At 41.3% G+C, this 17,854-nt stretch carries 15 protein-coding genes; 3 read left to right on the top strand and 12 right to left on the bottom strand.

Annotated features, from left to right (window positions below; translation table 11 throughout):
• Positions 1-72: 72 nt before the first annotated feature.
• Positions 73-1,449, top strand: a complete 1,377-nt coding sequence (locus C6W21_RS15810; RefSeq protein ID WP_106051214.1) for an aspartate kinase — start codon at positions 73-75, stop codon at positions 1,447-1,449.
• Positions 1,450-1,613: 164 nt separating this feature from the next.
• Complete coding sequence (locus tag C6W21_RS15805; protein ID WP_106051212.1) at positions 1,614-2,459, top strand: GAF domain-containing protein; 846 nt, start codon at positions 1,614-1,616, stop codon at positions 2,457-2,459.
• Between the two features lie 118 nt (positions 2,460-2,577).
• Here the strand turns inward: C6W21_RS15805 and C6W21_RS15800 are convergent, their stop codons facing one another.
• From C6W21_RS15800 to C6W21_RS15765, 8 genes are all read right to left on the bottom strand, one after another.
• The gene (locus C6W21_RS15800; RefSeq protein ID WP_106051210.1) at positions 2,578-3,912 is read right to left on the bottom strand and encodes an MmgE/PrpD family protein; all 1,335 of its coding nucleotides are present in this window, start codon (positions 3,910-3,912) and stop codon (positions 2,578-2,580) included.
• Positions 3,903-5,060: an amidohydrolase gene (locus C6W21_RS15795; RefSeq protein ID WP_106051208.1), complete on the bottom strand. Its 1,158-nt coding sequence runs from the start codon at positions 5,058-5,060 to the stop codon at positions 3,903-3,905. The genes C6W21_RS15800 and C6W21_RS15795 overlap by 10 nt, the downstream gene beginning before the upstream one ends.
• 34 nt (positions 5,061-5,094) lie before the next feature.
• Entirely contained in the window at positions 5,095-5,841 is a 747-nt protein-coding gene (locus tag C6W21_RS15790; RefSeq protein WP_106051206.1) for an amino acid ABC transporter ATP-binding protein, read from the bottom strand.
• A 12-nt stretch (positions 5,842-5,853) separates the two neighbouring features.
• A complete protein-coding gene (locus C6W21_RS15785; protein ID WP_106051204.1) occupies positions 5,854-6,528 on the bottom strand; it encodes an amino acid ABC transporter permease in 675 nt (224 codons plus the stop codon).
• Positions 6,529-6,552: 24 nt separating this feature from the next.
• Entirely contained in the window at positions 6,553-7,347 is a 795-nt protein-coding gene (locus C6W21_RS15780) for an amino acid ABC transporter substrate-binding protein (RefSeq protein WP_106051202.1), read from the bottom strand.
• Between the two features lie 22 nt (positions 7,348-7,369).
• Entirely contained in the window at positions 7,370-7,873 is a 504-nt protein-coding gene (locus C6W21_RS15775; protein WP_106051200.1) for a GNAT family N-acetyltransferase, read from the bottom strand.
• A 17-nt stretch (positions 7,874-7,890) separates the two neighbouring features.
• Positions 7,891-9,216 carry an LLM class flavin-dependent oxidoreductase gene (locus C6W21_RS15770; protein ID WP_106051198.1) on the bottom strand — a complete coding sequence of 442 codons (1,326 nt, stop codon included), beginning with the start codon at positions 9,214-9,216 and terminating at the stop codon, positions 7,891-7,893.
• Between the two features lie 200 nt (positions 9,217-9,416).
• Positions 9,417-11,201, bottom strand: a complete 1,785-nt coding sequence (locus tag C6W21_RS15765) for a right-handed parallel beta-helix repeat-containing protein (RefSeq protein WP_106051196.1) — start codon at positions 11,199-11,201, stop codon at positions 9,417-9,419.
• A gap of 262 nt (positions 11,202-11,463) precedes the next feature.
• Between C6W21_RS15765 and C6W21_RS15760 the strand changes: the two genes are divergently transcribed.
• Positions 11,464-12,957 carry a peptide MFS transporter gene (locus tag C6W21_RS15760; RefSeq protein ID WP_106051194.1) on the top strand — a complete coding sequence of 498 codons (1,494 nt, stop codon included), beginning with the start codon at positions 11,464-11,466 and terminating at the stop codon, positions 12,955-12,957.
• Positions 12,958-13,024: 67 nt separating this feature from the next.
• Here C6W21_RS15760 and C6W21_RS19515 read toward each other — a convergent pair whose 3' ends face one another.
• The 4 genes from C6W21_RS19515 to C6W21_RS15730 form a co-directional block, all read right to left on the bottom strand.
• Positions 13,025-13,342: a metalloprotease family protein gene (locus C6W21_RS19515; RefSeq protein ID WP_223249620.1), complete on the bottom strand. Its 318-nt coding sequence runs from the start codon at positions 13,340-13,342 to the stop codon at positions 13,025-13,027.
• A 1,628-nt stretch (positions 13,343-14,970) separates the two neighbouring features.
• Positions 14,971-15,699: an ATP-binding cassette domain-containing protein gene (locus tag C6W21_RS15740; protein ID WP_189318210.1), complete on the bottom strand. Its 729-nt coding sequence runs from the start codon at positions 15,697-15,699 to the stop codon at positions 14,971-14,973.
• 56 nt (positions 15,700-15,755) lie between these two features.
• Positions 15,756-16,004 (bottom strand): hypothetical protein, encoded by a 249-nt coding sequence (locus C6W21_RS15735; protein ID WP_106051184.1) that lies wholly within the window; start codon positions 16,002-16,004, stop codon positions 15,756-15,758.
• A gap of 278 nt (positions 16,005-16,282) precedes the next feature.
• Entirely contained in the window at positions 16,283-17,716 is a 1,434-nt protein-coding gene (locus tag C6W21_RS15730) for an amino acid permease (RefSeq protein ID WP_106051182.1), read from the bottom strand.
• Positions 17,717-17,854: the final 138 nt, after the last annotated feature.

Raw genomic sequence — 17,854 nt, 5'->3', positions numbered from 1 at the left:
ATTTAAAGAAAAGAGTTGATAATAGGAACTATTCAATTTGTGAGAAAATTTTTACTATAGGAGATGTATGCATTGAAGGTCGTTAAATTTGGTGGCAGTTCACTTGCATCTAGCAAGCAGCTGCAAAAGGTATTTGACATTGTCACAGCAGATCCAGCTCGAAAAGCAGTCGTTGTTTCCGCACCAGGAAAACGGCATTCAACGGATACGAAGGTCACTGATCTATTAATTAGCTGTGGTGAGCAATATTTACGTTTAGGCGAAGCACACGATTTACAGGAAGCCGTCATCGAACGATATGCCTCCATTGCGGATGAACTCGGATTAAGTCATGACGTGATTGACACCATCAGGCAAGATCTAGACGCCCTATTACAGGCTGATTCGTCTCGTCCTGAGCGATATCTTGATGCCATCAAGGCAAGCGGTGAAGACAATAACGCAAAGCTCATTGCCGCCTATTTCCGCCATCAAGGTGTCGAAGCTCACTATGTGAATCCAAAGGAGGCTGGTTTATTTGTGAGCGATGAGCCTGGCCAAGCGCAAGTCCTTCCGGAGTCATATGATCATTTGTACAAATTAAGAGAGCGCTCTGGCATCATCATATTTCCTGGCTTTTTTGGCTTTAGTCTATCGGGAGATATTGTCACCTTTTCTCGCAGCGGCTCCGATATTACCGGTTCCATTTTGGCAAACGGTTTGAAGGCAGAAGTGTATGAAAACTTTACAGATGTGGATGCTGTTTACGCTGTTAATCCAACGATCGTTCATAAGCCGAAGGAGATTACAGAGCTGACGTACCGGGAAATGCGCGAGCTGTCCTATGCTGGTTTTTCTGTGTTCCATGATGAAGCACTCATTCCAGCCTTCCGTGCAGGCATTCCTGTGCAGATTAAGAACACCAATAATCCCTCGGCAAAAGGCACAAAAATCGTGAACCAGCGAGATCATACAAATGGCCCAGTTGTCGGAATCGCCTCAGACAGCGGATTTTGCAGCATTTATATTAGCAAATATTTGATGAACCGAGAAGTCGGTTTTGGACGTAAGGTGCTGCAAACACTAGAGGAATATGGGCTTACGTATGAGCACGTCCCTTCTGGCATTGATGATATGAACATTATTTTAAGGCAGGATCAGCTGGAGGAGCAGCATATTGAACAAGAGCTGCTCGACCGCTTGCAGCTTGTGCTTGATGCAGATGAGGTCGTTTTAGAGCCGAATCTCTCACTCATTATGGTTGTTGGAGAAGCGATGCGTCACAATGTTGGCACCACAGCAAGAGCCGCTAAGGCACTGTCAAAAGCGAAGGTCAATATTGAAATGATCAATCAAGGCTCATCAGAGGTCAGCATGATGTTTGGCGTCAAAGCAGATCAAGAAAAAGAAGCCGTGCAAGCGTTGTACGAGGAATTTTTCTCTATGTCTACCGTCCCTGTCTCTCTTTAACCAGCAGGCTGCCAGATCTCTGGATCGGCAGTCTTTTTTGTTCTCGCCCGATTCACCTGGATTTGCGCATTAAAGTATATCTATTTCTCATTTGATTTTGTATGATAGAGACAAACCAACTATTGTTCCGGCCTATGATCGGAGCTACAAGGAGTCCTAAAACAATGCCTCGTCAACAACTATTAAAACAGTTTCGCAATTTTCATGATGCTTCTACGAGTATTTTAAACATGATGAGTCAAATCACTGATGTGAATACACTGTTTATTGCTAAAAACGATCAAACCACCAATCAGATTGTCAAGGTGCTAAATCATGACGAGCAGCTTCTTGAAGAAGGAGAAGAAATTCCTTACGAAAAGACATTTTGCAAACTGGCGGTCGATCATCAGGATACCCTTGTAATCCCTGATATATCATTGGATGATCGTTCTAAATACTTAGAGGTCACGAAACGTCTTCAAGGCGGATCATTCATCGGCGTGCCGATTGATTTCACAGATGGTACGAACTACGGAACGATTTGCGGGCTTGATCTAAGGCCGCATCAATTCACAGAAGAGCATGTGCATATGTTTGAAACGATGGCTTCTCTATTAAGCTACGTCCTTGAACTAGACCGTGCCAACCGGCAGATTCAGCAATTATCTGTACCGATCGTCCCAGTTGTTGACGGTGTCGCCGTGCTTCCTCTACTTGGTGATATCGAAGAGACACGTGCTCAGCATATTTTAGAAACCATTTTACAGGAAAGCTACAGGCTATCGCTCTCTCATTTAGTCATTGATGTATCGGGAACAAAACGCCTAAATGAACAAAGCATTCAATATTTGGTCAGCTATGCACAAACGCTTAGACTTTTAGGGATTTCGGCTGTTTTAACAGGTATTAAGCAAGACCTTGCTTTAAGTGCAATTCAGTCAAATATTTCATTTAAAGACATCACCATCCGGAAAGACTTACCGCAAGCACTTGCTCATATTGGCTTAACGTTCACCAAAAATGAATAAGTGATTTTAATAGATAGAATTGCGTAGAAGTATTTTTTTTGCAGGAATGGACTCTTCATTAGAATCCTAAATGAATTTATAAAAAAGGCTCACCTCGATGGATGAGCCTTTTTCGTTATCATGCCAAAAGCTGCAAATAGGAAGAATTGTTCCCCTCTTCAACTGCCTGCAAAATAAGCTGAGCATACGAATCGTCTGTCACACTGTTTAATTTTTGCATGATGTCTTCTTTCGATAATGCACGACCTGGTGCTCCCTGCGGAATATCGACCCGCTTGATGGTGGTGGTGCCATCAGATAAGGTAAGCTTCACAATCGTAAATCGTCCTTTTGGAACAGCATCGGGATGGGGTTCTATCGTTTGATCATAACCCCTGCTTACCCGCTTCATCCATGTCCGCATGTCTGATGGAATGGTTTTTTTCGTAAAGGCATCCAGCGTCAGCGTCTGTCCAAATACGGCAAGTGCGATGACGTATTCGACACTGAATCGTCCTTCTTCGCCCGTCAAAGGTGCCTGCTCAATAAGCGCTGCATCTCCGCCAGGCGGGAATATGACCTCTACTTGTTTCACCTGCTCCGGTAAATAAGCACGCTCTTTCATTAAGGATCGGATCGCATCTGCTGCATGGTGCGCCGCTGAACAGAATGGATATACTTTGAACCAAAGGCCCGGCGAGACAATACGCCACGCTATACCATACTCCTCTAGTAAACGACTTTCCGCCAGTTCACGATCTCCATAGAGAGAAAAGAAACCAAGCGCCCCATCAAGAACCGATTCACTTCCACCAAAACCTGAAGAAGCTAGATCCATGGACCACACGGCTGTTTTAGCCGCTAAGCCGGCTTGTAATGGTTTCATATCAGAGCCAAACTGCTTTCGCATTCCGGCCGATTGCGCTCCGGCAAAGCCGATCGCCTTCGTCAGCTCCTCCTGAGAAACTTGTTTTAAATACCCAATGGCACATACTGCCGCAATGGCTCCGAGGGTTCCGGTATTATGCCAGCCCCGTTCATAATGCGCCTTGCCGATGGATTCGCCAAGCCTTGCCATCACTTCAACACCTGTAATGTAGGCTGCTAAAAATCGATCGCCATACCCTTTGCCGTCTGATAGCTGTGATAGCAATGCTGGAATGATGACCGCACTTGGGTGTCCTCTCACATCTGAATGCACATCATCATAATCAAGGGCATGGATCAGGTAGCCGTTTAGCATGGCTGCGGATTGACGGCTGACCTTCTTCCCTTGTCCAATGACAGGAATTTGAGCGGCTCCGCCTTCTTGTTCCACAAGCACCAACAGCTTCTGAATTCCTTCATCCTCTTTTGCAGCAAGCGCTGCTGCCGCAGCGTCTAACAGACCATTTCGAGCCATTTCAACGGCGCGCTGATCTTGAAGCGGATCAGCTGCAAGCACAGCCTCTGCCAGTTTCTTTGTTAGTTCCATGATCGTAACTCCAATGCCCGAACGGCAAGCTCGGAAAAGAAGGCAGCGGCAACTGGAAGTGCTTCTTCATTTAACGTAAAGGCAGGATGATGCCATTCCTCCGTACCGCTTGTCCCCATCCATACAAAAAAGCCTGGAATGCGTTCTTGATAAAGGGCAAAATCTTCTCCGCCCGGTGACTGCTCTGCCTGCACTACTGTGAGGTCCAGCACACCTGCCGTTTCTTCAACCACCGTTGTCAGACGCTCGTCATTCAACACAGAAGGCAAATAAGGATGCCATTTCACTTCGCCCTTTGCCCCAAACCCTTCTGCAATCCCGCTCACGATTTGTTTCATGAGATCTGGAATCATCGCTCTCACTTCAGGCTCAAACGTCCGAACGGTTCCTTCCATCTCAACACGATCAGGAATCACATTCCATGATGTACCGCCTTGAATGCGTGTGATGCTGACTACTGCATGATGCAAGGAGCTGATGCGGCGGCTGACGATTTGCTGAAGAGCGCTTGTGATCTGCCCGCTGATGGCAATCGGATCCACCGTGTGATTCGGAATTCCTGCATGACCACCCGTTCCGGTAATATCGATTTCAAATCGATCTACACTCGCCATCAATGCTTTTTCTCTAATGCCTATGGTGCCAACTGGCAGGTCAGGTTTGTTGTGCATACCAAAAATCGCATCCACTCCATCTAATACGCCTGCCTCTATGACGTGTTTTGCTCCTTGGGCGACTTCCTCAGCCGGCTGGAACAAAATACGCACCGTTCCTTTGATCTCGTGTTTCCGCTCTTTTAATAAAAGAGCCGCACCGAAGATAGAAGCCGTATGGAAATCATGACCGCATGCATGCATTTTTCCCGCTACCTTTGAGGAAAATGGTTCGCCAGATGCTTCTTCAATCGGAAGTGCATCGATATCGGCTCTCAGGACAATCGTTGGTCCTTGTTGTTCTCCTTTGATTTCACAGACGACCCCTGTTTGAAGAGCTGGGAAATCGAGTACAGTGATCCCTTCCTCTTCTAACCAGCCGCGCAGTTTCTTTGTCGTTTCATATTCTTCAAACGCCAGCTCTGGATGCTCATGAAGCGCTCGGCGAATGTTAATTAAACGTTTGTTTAAAGCTTCATTTCCTAATGTTTTCACTAGATACTCACCCCTCTAAAGAGTAAAAAGCAGCTTATGCTTCTTCAGCCGCTGCTTCTTTTTGGATAAATCGTTTTGTCCGTTCATTCTTCGTTTCATCAAATAGCTCAGTTGGTGTGCCCTGTTCAATAATATGACCATCCGCCATGAAAATCACATGGTCTGCCACTTCTCTTGCAAACGCCATTTCATGTGTGACGATGATCATCGTTGTTTCTTGAATCGCAATGGATTTAATAACTTGAAGTACACCTGAGACAAGCTCTGGATCAAGCGCTGACGTTGGTTCATCGAGTAAAATTGCATGTGGATCAACCGCTAACGCGCGGGCAATCCCAATTCGCTGCTGCTGTCCGCCAGATAACGTGACTGGATAGCTGTCAGCCTTTTGCTCTAATCCTACCTGCTTCAGCAGCTTCATCCCAATTTCATTTGCCTGCTGCTTCGTCATTTTTTTCGTCACAAGCAGTGATTCTGTGATGTTTTGCAGCGCTGTCTTGTTTTTAAATAGATTATAGTTTTGAAACACCATGGCCGTTTGTTGACGCAGATGATAGGCTTCTTTACGTGTGTACTTGGACGCATCGAGCTTCGCATCGCCAATTTCAATCGTGCCTTCATCTGGTATTTCTAATAAATTTAAGCAGCGCAGCAAGGTGGATTTACCGGAGCCAGAAGGTCCGATAATGGCCACAACCTGCCCTTTTTGCACGTCGAGATTGATTCCGTCTAAGACGACAAGGTCGCCGAATGATTTCTTCAAATTGGTGAGCTTGATCATGTCCACACCTCCTTAATTCCGGTAAGGTTTGCTGATTTTTCGTTCAAATAGGTCTTGAAGGAAGCTATAAATGATGGTCAGCACCCAATACACAATCCCTACGGCTAAATAGGTTTCAAAGTATTTATAGTTCGCCGATGCAATCATCTTCCCTTGTGCAAACATTTCTGCCACCCCAATGGTAAAGGCAAGAGATGTTTCTTTTAAAAGACCGATAAAGGTATTCCCCGTCGCTGGAATCGCATTTCTGACTGCCTGCGGGAAAATAATTCTGACGTAAGACTGCCATCTCGTCATGCCGACAGATAGACATGCCTCTAGCTGCCCTTCATCTACAGAATTGAGGGCCGCTCTGAAAATTTCTGCTAAGTATGCTGAGTTTTTAATACTTAATCCGATAATGACCGCTGTTAGGGCATCCATTGAGGTCATCGCAGGGAATAGCTGCGGAAGACCAAAATAAATGAGAAAGAGCTGAACCAAAGTTGGAACCGCTCTGAAAAAAGAAATATACAGCTTGGCAAATTGGTATAAAACAGGTAGCCGGTTTTTCGTAATGAGAGCGAATACCACACCAATGATAATGGCAAATACCATGGAGACAATCGCCATGAAGATCGTTATCGGCAAGTATTGAATCAATGTCGGAAATACCGTCACCATATACTGCCAATCAATTTTGTTCATGTCTGCTCTTCACCGCCGCTGTCGTTATTTTTTAATTGGCACTGTGACATCGTCTTTGAAATACTTCTCAGACAATTTCTTCAGTGTCCCGTCTTCTCTTAACTCTTTGATCGCTTTGTTAAATTCTTCTCTTAGCTTGTCATGCTTTTTATCTTTGGCAAATGGGTAGCCTACTTCTTCATACACAATTGGGTTGCCAACGATTTTGAGCGGCAGACCTGTTTTTTCAATTTGAGCAAGTAATACACTGCGCCCGTTGACATAAGCATCTACGCGGCCATTTGCCACTTCATTTAATACACCGTCTTGCGTTTCATATGTTTTAATATTGATTTTTTTGTCCGGGTCTTTGCTCTCTAAGTTTTTGGCGTGGTTAGAGCCAAGAACAGCCGCCACTGTTTTTCCTTTTAAATCATCAAGACCTTTGATGTCGTTGTTGTCCTTTTTCACGATGATTTGTGTTCCTGCGTAAGCGTACGTATCTGTAAAGTTAAACGTTTGTTTACGTTCATCTGTGACTGCGACTTGGTTTGACACTGTATCCAGCTTACCAGATGTCAGCTGTCCCATTAGTCCGCTGAATTCACTCAGCTGCCAGTCTAGTTTGTAGCCGAGTTTTTTTGCAATGGCTTCAGTTACTTCGACATCGAATCCAACAAGCTTGCCATTGTCTTTATAAGCAAACGGATAGCTTTGTCCTGTGGCGCCTACTTTTAACACTTTTTCGTCTTTGCCTTCACTCTGATTGTTGCCGCCGCAAGCTGATAAAACTGCCAGCATTGCTGCAAATAGAACGACTAGCCACTTTTTGTTTTTCATGTTCGTATACCCTTCTTTCTTCTTATGGTTGTGTCATATCTGATCTTAATTGTTTTTTAAAATAAACCGTGATGTGCCCCTTGCCTAAATCCTTTGCTCCTGCTCTGACGTAGCCTTTGCGCTCATACATGTCTATGAGCCACGGATGCTTATCAGCAGTACCTAGAGATACGTATGGCACCTTCAAGGTATCCCTTAGCACTTCGGTTTCCACCCATTCCAGCAAGACAGAGCCTGTCCCTTTTTTGACAGCTGGTTCTGAGGCAAACCACCAAATGTGAGGGACACCGAATGGTCCTGGCTGTTCTCCCCAAGGCATACGGAGCGACAAGGTGGATAAAAGCTCTCCGTTTTCTTCCATCACATAGCAAAGATTTTTTTGTACATTTTTCTGAACGAGAGCGAAATCAGCATGTGCTGCTTGGAACTGGATGCCGAGCTCACGAATTGGCTCATAGGCTCTTGTTGTCAGTTCAAGCAGCGCCTCTATATCTGCCTCTGTTGCCAGACGAAACGTGTATCCCAACGTTAGTCACCTCACCCTTATGTCGTGTAGCGATTTTTTGGATGTGTTAATCCTAGATTTTCTCGTAAGGTTTGTCCTGTGTATTCTGTTTTGAATAAGCCTCTTTCCTGAAGGATTGGGACGACGCGGTCCACGAACATATCCAGCCCTTCTGGCAATAGCGGAGGCATGACGTTAAAGCCGTCTGCTGCTTCTTCATTGATCCATGTTTCCATCACATCTGCGAGCTGCTGCGGTGTGCCAATGAAAATATTATGACCACGAGAGCCGGCAACCGATTGATAGAGCTGGCGAATGGTCAGGTTATCCTTTCTCGCCATATTCATCACGAGATCAAAACGGCTTTTCACCGCATTTGACGTGCTTGGATCAATCTCTGGAAGCGGTCCGTCTAAAGGATACTGAGACAGATCAATCCCACCTAAGTAATTTTGCAGAATGCTCAGCCCAATCTCAGGAACAATCAGCTCCTGTAATTCTTCATATTTCGCTTTGGCTTCTTCCTCTGTATCAGCAATAATCGGGAAGATACCCGGCATGATGCTGACGTACTCTCTAGCACGGCCAGCAGATTCTACTTTCTCCTTCAAGCTTTGATAAAATTCCTTCGCTTTTTCGAGATCGTTTTGTGCAGTGAAAATGAGTTCAGCTGTTTTCGCTGCAAGCTTTTGACCATCTTCAGATGATCCTGCTTGAATGATCACTGGCTGCCCTTGAGGCGTGCGTGATACGTTGAGAGGACCCCTTACTGAGAAGAACTCCCCTTTATGCTGGAGCTCATGAAGCTTACTAGATTCAAAGAATTCTCCCGTTTCCTTGTTTCTGACAAGGGCGTCTTCCTCCCAAGAATCCCAAAGACCTTTCACGACCTCGACAAATTCTTCTGCTCGTTCATACCGTTTATGGTGTGCTAAATGCTCTTCTCCGCTAAAGTTTTTCGCTGTTTCTTCAATAGAAGATGTGACCACATTCCATGCCGCTCTTCCGCCTGATAAATGATCAAGGGAGGCAAACTGTCTTGCAATATGGAAAGGCTCACTGTATGTAGTGGATGCTGTTGCTGCTAAACCAATTGATGAAGTAGACTCAGCAATGGCCGAAAGCAGGGTGAGCGGTTCAAATCTCGTCAATACATTCGGATGAGAGGTTTGGTTAATGGATAAGCTGTCAGCTAAAAAGAGCAAATCCAGCTTTCCTTCCTCTGCTTTTTTCGCTAATTGTTTAAAATAATCAAGGTTCATGGCTGCATCAGATACGGCGTTCGGATGTCTCCAAGAGGCAACATGATGTCCTGTTCCTGCGATGAATACGCCTAGCTTGAGCTTCCTTTTCGGCTGTGACACTTGTTCTTCATCCTTTCTATATCCTGCTGTATCAAACTGAAGTCCTCGTAAGATACATTTTTCTGATTGAATTAATCGGTTTTATCAATAAAAAAAGGGCAAATGTTGCGAAAAATGAAAAATAATTATTACTATATGCCCTTTTTACAGGATTGTCAACCGCCTTCTGAACCTCCAAAATTAGGGATTTCACCCGTTTATCACGGTGTCTCGATTTCAATATTTCCAATAAGCCGATCTGTGGTATGTGTCACCAATTGGCTGCGTTCCAGCATGTTATGGGCGATCACGGAATGAGTGGAAGATATGGTGCGGACGGCAATCGCTTTTTGAGGAGATAAATTAATGATGTTATTACGCAGCACACGGGCTGAGGCGGATTGATCGATAAAGATCGCCGTCGGCTGTCCGATCGAACGATTTAAATAAAAGCGGTTATCTCCAATTTGCGGTGAACCGTTTTTAATATACATTACTACATATAAAGTTGTTTCTTCAAAGGAATTGTCTTTGATTTCTAATGGACCCGTCGTGCTGCTGTATACGGCGTAGTTTTGATAGTGCTTAAAACGATTCTGCCATATGAAAGCCTTTGCATTTCCAGTGACACTGATCGTATACGAAGACGCAAGTTCTGGGTGTCCTTCTTGAATAAAGTGGTTGCCGTTAATCCCCACTTCCCCTTCCTGCACCCAGATCCCTCTGCTGAATTCTTTGAATTGATTGTGCTGGATCAGGATATTCGTTCCTCTCACCATCGCCGCATCGATCACCGAGTAGATTGTATTGTTTGAAAAGACGACGCTATCCGATTGATAAATACGCAGCGCTGCGCTTCTTTGCCCTGTATTCGTCCCCGATTCAATATGATTTCCTTCTATTAGAATGCGATTCGCCATATAAACGGACACAGCCGCATCTTTAAATAGACTGATCTTATTACCTGTAATGTGAACACTGTCGCCCCTCACATCAATCCCTTTTTCAAATCCCTCAATCATATTGCCAATAATGATCACATTGTTTTCCGTTTGACCAAGAGAGACTCCTAAGCTCGTAATTCCTGCTTTTGTAACGCCTCCTCCCACTGCACGGATCAAATTGTTGGCAATGATTGTTTCGGTGGCAAAGCCATAGGAGATACTGCTGTCTGTATGATTGCCTTCAATGATAACACCATAGCCGTTGAAGTTATAAATGGAGCTGGCGGCACCACCTCTTACAATGTTGTTTCGAATTTGAATATTCAGCGGTTCCTCCATATTAACCGCTTTTTCTCCGTAGCCTTCAATATCAATGCCCATTCTCGGCTCGACTCCGTTTACTCCTGCTCTCTCCAGCAGACAGTCCTCCACAATGACTCCATCACAGCCTGTAATCGAGATATTGTTTCGTCTTGAATCTGTGATGTGGCAGCCAGAAATATGAATAGATGAAGCAGGCGAGTACGATTCAGCTTGTGATAATAAACCGTGGGGACTGACAATGATGCCGTCTCCCGTACAATTCTTGATTTGCACACGATTCACTTCCACATCAGAGGCCCCTTCAATACATACCCCAAAACCCCACTCATGGGTTTTTCGTTCAGGGGGAAGCGACTTGTACACATGCTCATGGCGATCCCCTTCGATTCGCCCGCCCCGGATGGTCACATGCTGAACCTTTCCTATATAAAAGGCCGCATACCCCCATGAATCATTTGGTTTTACCTTAATCACGGCATCCGGCGCCATTTCAATGTACATATGACTTGGTACACGTATACCCGCACCTCGGAAAGGGAAAAATTGATCACCTCTGTACACTGCATCGATTACATACGTGCCGCTCGGCAGCCAGACGTGGGAATACCCCTGTGCTTTCGTCCATTCTAAGCATTCATTGAGCCTCGCTGTACAGTCCGTTTTCCCATCCGCAATCACACCAAAATCTTGTACATTGACAACAGGTTTTTTTAGATCAGATTCATTCAATTCCCCCAACCTAAATCCCTCCTTTTCACACATGTCCTCTTGTCATCCTATGCATGTGTAAAAGGTTTGCTTGTACAATTCTTCAAATTTTAAATAAATTCTCCCAACATAACTTTCTGACCATTCTCACTTGAAAGAATTTTTCGTTTTTTGAGTCTTTACACCTATTGAACTAACATTTTCCTGTTTTAGAATAGTTTTATATTGACACAAGAACTATACAAGAATATCATTTTTCTCATATCTCTTTTTTTAAGAAAGGATCTATGCCATGTCTTCAATTGACCACGATAAAATTGTTAAAAGTGTTCCTCAAAAAGGTTTTTTTGGACATCCTAAAGGACTTTACACACTGTTTTTCACTGAATTTTGGGAGCGTTTCTCTTATTACGGCATGCGTGCACTGCTTATTTACTATATGTACACAGAGGTGACAAAGGGCGGTCTTGGTTTTGATCAGACGACAGCCAATTCGATCATGTCTGTCTACGGTGCGCTTGTCTATATGTCAGGCATTATTGGCGGATGGCTCGCCGACCGGGTATTCGGTTCGTCCAGTACGGTCTTTTATGGCGGGGTTTTCATTATGCTTGGACATGTCATTTTGGCTTTGCCAAGCGGAGCAACAGCGCTCTTTATTAGTATGGGACTGATTATTATTGGAACAGGTCTTCTGAAGCCGAACGTTTCAAACATTGTTGGCGACCTGTATACCAAAACGGACCCTCGCAGGGATTCTGGCTTTAGTATTTTCTACATGGGTATCAACATGGGTGGTTTTATTGCCCCATTAATTGTCGGAACACTCGGTCAAAAAGTGAATTTCCACCTCGGATTCTCACTTGCTGCCGTTGGGATGCTTGTTGGACTGATTACATTTGTGATCACGAAAAAACCGAATCTTGGTCTTGCCGGCACTTATGTGACAAATCCGTTATCAGCTGCTGAACGCAAGAACTTCAAAATTTTCGGAACTTTGTTCGCCATTGTGCTCGCTGTTTTTGTCGTCATTGGCATTCAAACAGGCGCACTCACGATTAATCTATTCACTTGGTTTGTCAGTGTCCTTGGTGTGCTCATTCCGATTGTGTATTTCATCGTCATGTATTTCAGTAAAAAGACGAGCCCAGTGGAGCAATCCAGGGTTCTCGCTTATATTCCATTGTTCCTTGCTGCGGTGATGTTCTGGGCGATTCAAGAACAAGGCTCAAACATTTTAGCTACATATGCAGATCAACGAACAAACTTGAATTTCCTTGGGATGACACTTGCCTCTTCGTGGTTCCAATCATTGAACCCAATCTTTATTGTGCTGCTGTCTCCTGTGTTTGCTTGGTTGTGGATTAGACTTGGAAAGAAACAGCCTTCTACCCCGATTAAGTTCTCACTTGGCCTTCTGTTTGCAGGATTATCCTTCATCATCATGATCATTCCTGCCTACATGTCTGGTCCGAATACACTTGTGAGCCCATTATGGCTCGTTCTGAGCTTCTTTCTTGTCGTGATCGGAGAGCTCTGCTTATCACCGGTTGGGCTGTCAGCGACAACAAAGCTTGCACCTGCTGCCTTCTCAGCGCAAACGATGAGCCTTTGGTTCCTTTCAAATGCGATGGCACAGGCGATCAATGCGCAAGTGGTCAAACTGTTTGATAAAGTGCCAGAAACCGTCTATTTCGGTATCATCGGATTGCTTGCCATCGTTTTATGTGGTGTCATGCTTATCTTAACACCAGTGATTAAGAAAGCGATGAAAGGCATTCATTAATAAAAAACTGGACATGAGTACCTCATGTCCAGTTTTTCTATATACCCTTATTTATAATCATTCTTCATTATTTCAGCATCTTCATTATGGAATATAATATGATTGATCCATCAGCAGTAAAAGGGAACAAATTCACAAGGTTTAATATACAAATAAATGCAAATGCATTCCAGTATATGCTGATATCATAGTATAATAAGATCCCTCCAATTATCGGTAAAATAATATTAGGTGCTACTGAAATGATAAAGATATGAAGATATTTATTATCATTTAGATATGTAACACTAGCTCCAAATAAATTAAGCTTCATGCTTAAAATCTTCTTTCGAAATTTCTTTATAAACAGCAAATGAATAGCTTCATGGATTAAAAGCACACTCATAAATATAAGATAAAAAAGCATAAACCCTTTTGTAAACAAAATCAAGTTTTCCATATTTTATTTAGTTGTTTTTTTAAACTTTACAATAGCAAATAGTGCAATAATAAAGAGAATATATATAATATATATAATCAAAATTTGAGATGTAAATGAAAAATTCGTGTACAATTCTTCTTCATTCATTATCATATCAATTTTCAGTCCTAATTTTGACATATATACGCCGGACTGATCAATAGAAAAAAGAGTCGTTATATAATCAATTAAAAACGCAACTAAATACAAAATTGTACCTAAAAAAATCCACCTAGGCAGCCTCATCTAAATAACTCCTTTCCAATAAATAGTATTTAACTGAGAATAACAACAAGTATACAGAGACAAAAATAATCACACTATTTGAAATTAAGTAAAGCCCTACAGCCATAACAATACATAATACAGAAGCAGAAAACTCATTTAAAGAACTTTTATTCTTAGGAAATATAATACTCATTATCAGCCCTGCTTCAAATAAAATGACACCGTAATAGAGACTTTTTACGAAATCATCTGATAATATCAACGATGTGATTACAAGCGGGAAATTGATTATGAAATTCATAAATGTTGTAATAAAAGATTCTTTTAAAGAAGTTACCCCAAAAAAAGAATTCATTTTACGATATGATACAGTTGTATTAAAATACCTAATAGATGTAAATGAAATAAGGGGATATATGTATGCAAGTGTAGTCAATGAAATGATAATATTTTTAGTATCGAATAGGGATAATAAAAAAACTAGAAATACTACACCTAAAAGTCTTATTGTTAATCTACTCCTAATAGTTCCGAGTATAATTAAAGTTAATTTGTTCATTTGCATATTAAACGGCAATTTAAAAATATAAAAATCATTAGAAGTATATATATCATTATCAATCTTCGTGTGTAGATAATTGATACATAGCACAAATGAAGCTATCAAAATACATAAAATAAGCATTAACTTAACCACTAAGGTATGGTCAACAATAATATTAAATGTCTGAAATTTCACGTCAATACTAAAACGAAAAGAGAAATAATAAAGGAAAAGAAACAACACTAATAACCCATTATTTATATTAAAAAAATTTAATCTAACAAGGCTACTTAAAGAATAAAAAATTAAATAATAAAAACAGATACTTGCAACGAATAAAAGTTGGCAATATATCAAGATTAAAAAATTTAATCCTATATTATAGTGGAATAACCTCAACATAGGGATCATTATTGCAAAAACAATTAAAAAAGACCAATAACTTAATAACAGTTTGAAAATAACGCTACCAAACCATATACTTCCTTTTTCAAAAGGGAGTATCTTTAACAGATATTGCATTTTTTTTGTAAGAGAAAAGGACAGGGTTACAATTAAATAAATAACACCAGTGATAATAATGATCATATTAGTTAGACTAGAGAACAGTGAGTTTCTCAATTCATTAGAAACTTCATTCCTGTTTATAAAAATTTTATTTAATTCAGACATATTTAAATAGAAATACATAATATAAACAGCTACAATAATACCTAATAAAAGATATCGATTATGCCTTTTTTTGAAAATATTATTTGATAATAAATTATGACAAATCTCATTAAGTAAGACTTTTGTTACGAGAAATGAATCCATCAATTTTTTCATAGTATTTTTGTAGTTCTCCATTATTTATTACGATCCCTTCAATATCTCCAACATTCTTAATAGTGCTTAGAGTGCCTTTGCTAAGTAAATAGATATTGGCCTGTTCGTTACGCATAATAAAATCCATGTTATGTGAAATTAAGATGAATTTTCTGAGTGCAGAGTATTTTTTTATTAAATACTCTGTCAATAAATAGCTTTCATAATCGAGTCCATTAAATACTTCATCCGCCAATACATACTCAATTTTTAAAGCCAAAGCAATACCTATTTGTAATTTCTTTTTCATTCCATAAGAATAATTGCTAATTTTTTCGTCTAAAAATGATGTCAAATGATACATTTCGGTAATAAACTCAAATAATTCTTTATTTACATCCTTATATCTCCTAAAAATAAAATCAGCATATTCATTGCCTGACAAATATTCAGGCAAATAAAAGTCAGATGGTATATAGAACATTTTAAGTTTTGCTTCTTTTTCCTTTCTGCTAACAGAATTAATTTTTATATCTCCTTTTTGAAAGGAAGTTATATCGCATATACAATTTAGAAGTGTAGTTTTCCCTGACCCATTTACTCCAACAATGATGTCGATCCCTTTAGAATCAAACGTTATACTTAAGTTATTCAGAACAGGGCTACCATTATAGTTTTTTTCTAAGTCATTTATAGTGATCATTTTTATCATTCCTATATTTAAATAATAGAGATTTTGAAGAACAGCCTAAGACTAATTTATTTTGCTTTACAACCTATCCCGATATCCCAAACTTTTGGCCAATTCCACTTAACCTTACCTGAGAAACTGTAGCCTTTACTTGTACAATAAAATGCATAAGCAATACCAGAAAGTAATGCTATTAAAATAATAACCCACACTATCCATTTATTTTGAATAACGTTCTTATGTTTTTCATTTAAATAAGATCCCATATTATATAAACCAGACATTAATTTATTCTCAATTTTACTAATAACAAACACTTTATTCTCTCCTAACTGCTGTTCTCCAAAACACAAGATAATATTAATTTGTTTTAATGGAAAAAACAAGATTATTTTACAATTTTAAGGTTATTTTAATCCTTTATCTTAAAAAATACCGTTTTCCCGATCTTAATTATTAAGTCCAATAGATTTGATTGTGCTAAGTTCAATTGATATGAGAAGTTCCCGAATCACTTTAAGAAAAAAACACCTTCAGATTTATATCAGAGGTGTTTTAAAATATCTTATACTCTTAAATTTAGTGTTTTTTGATCTTAAAACCGGATCTCATCATCTCCGTGAATTTGCAGCTTGAGCGGTTCGCTTTTCACCTGATGTTTCTTCACATAGCTGTGATAGACGACATATCCAATGATCATGAGCGGTACGCCGACATATAACCCGATACGCTGCTCCGGATCAAAGACAAGACTGACCAATACGATCGTATTCATCGTGATCGCAATGATCGGCAGAACTGGATAAAGGGGTGTTTTAAATTTCAAATTTTCCAGCTTTCCGCCTGCTTTCAAATATCTCCTGCGGAAAAGCAGCTGTGATAATGTAATCGTGATCCACCCAGCCTGCGCACTCATTCCGGCAATCGAAACAATCCAGACAAAGACGGTTTTCTCTGCAAAGAACCCAGATAATAGCGAAATACCTGTAAACAGGAAAGTAAGCAGTAAGGCATTCATCGGAATACCGCGCTGATTCACGCGTCTGAACGCCTTTCCTGCCATTCCTTCCTTCGATAAGGAGTACAGCATTCTCGTTGAAGCATACAAGCCAGAGTTTGCAACAGATAATAAAGCAATGATAATGACAAAGTTCATGATATCTGCCGCATAAGGAATTCCTGTTCTCTCAAACACGGTGACAAATGGACTTTCCAGCACACCAGCTTCCTTCCAAGGCACCATACCCGCTAATACGAAAACAGATAAAACGAAAAAGACGAGTGTACGCCAAACCGTCTGATGAATAGAACGAGGAACGGTTTTCTCAGGGTTTTCACTTTCCCCTGCCGCAATCCCGATCAGCTCTGTTCCTTGGAATGAAAAGTTCACGGTGATCATCGTGACCACAACGGCGAGCAATCCATTTGGAAACAAACCATCACTCACAAAATGACTGAAGTAAGGGGCAGGTTCACCGCTCGTTGTTTCAATAAAACCAAACATCGCCGCTCCGCCTACACCTATAAAGAGTAAAATCGCAATAATCTTAATGGTTGAAAAGAAAAACTCTGACTCCCCGAACGCTTTCGCCGACCGGGCATTTAATAAGAAAAGACATAATCCAAATATGAGACACCAAATCCACACATCCACTTGCGGAAGCCAGCGCCTCATCAGCTGTCCTGCTGATAAGAATTCTAGGGCGACCGTTGCCGCCCAGCCAAGCCAATAAATCCAGCCGACAGCAAAACCCGCTGCAGGGCTGACAAATTTCGTCGCATACGTATGAAACGACCCGGACACAGGAAGTGCGACCGACAGCTCTCCAAGACACAGCATGGTTAAATACATAATCAATCCGCCCACAATATAAGAAAGAACGGCTCCAACTGGCCCTGCTTGTCCAATCGTATAGCCCGTTCCTAAGAAAAAGCCTGTCCCAATGACACCGCCCAGTGAAATCATAAATAAATGGCGGGAGGTCATCGCCCTTTTCAGTTGTTCGGGCTGATTTTGTCCAACATCCACAATGATGCCCTCCTTCTTCTAAGATGTTCTGTTATCAAAACATGTCTCCATGTGATTCATTCCATTTTCAAAACAACCTACTAATTATACATCTTTTATAATAAATATTCTTCCTTCTATAGTCACTGTCACAAAGTC

The organism is Bacillus sp. NMCN1, assembly GCF_002998085.1.
GTDB lineage: Bacteria > Bacillota > Bacilli > Bacillales > Bacillaceae > Bacillus.
Note: the sequence above shows the minus strand (reverse complement) of the source record. Positions and strands in the feature narration are given on the sequence as shown.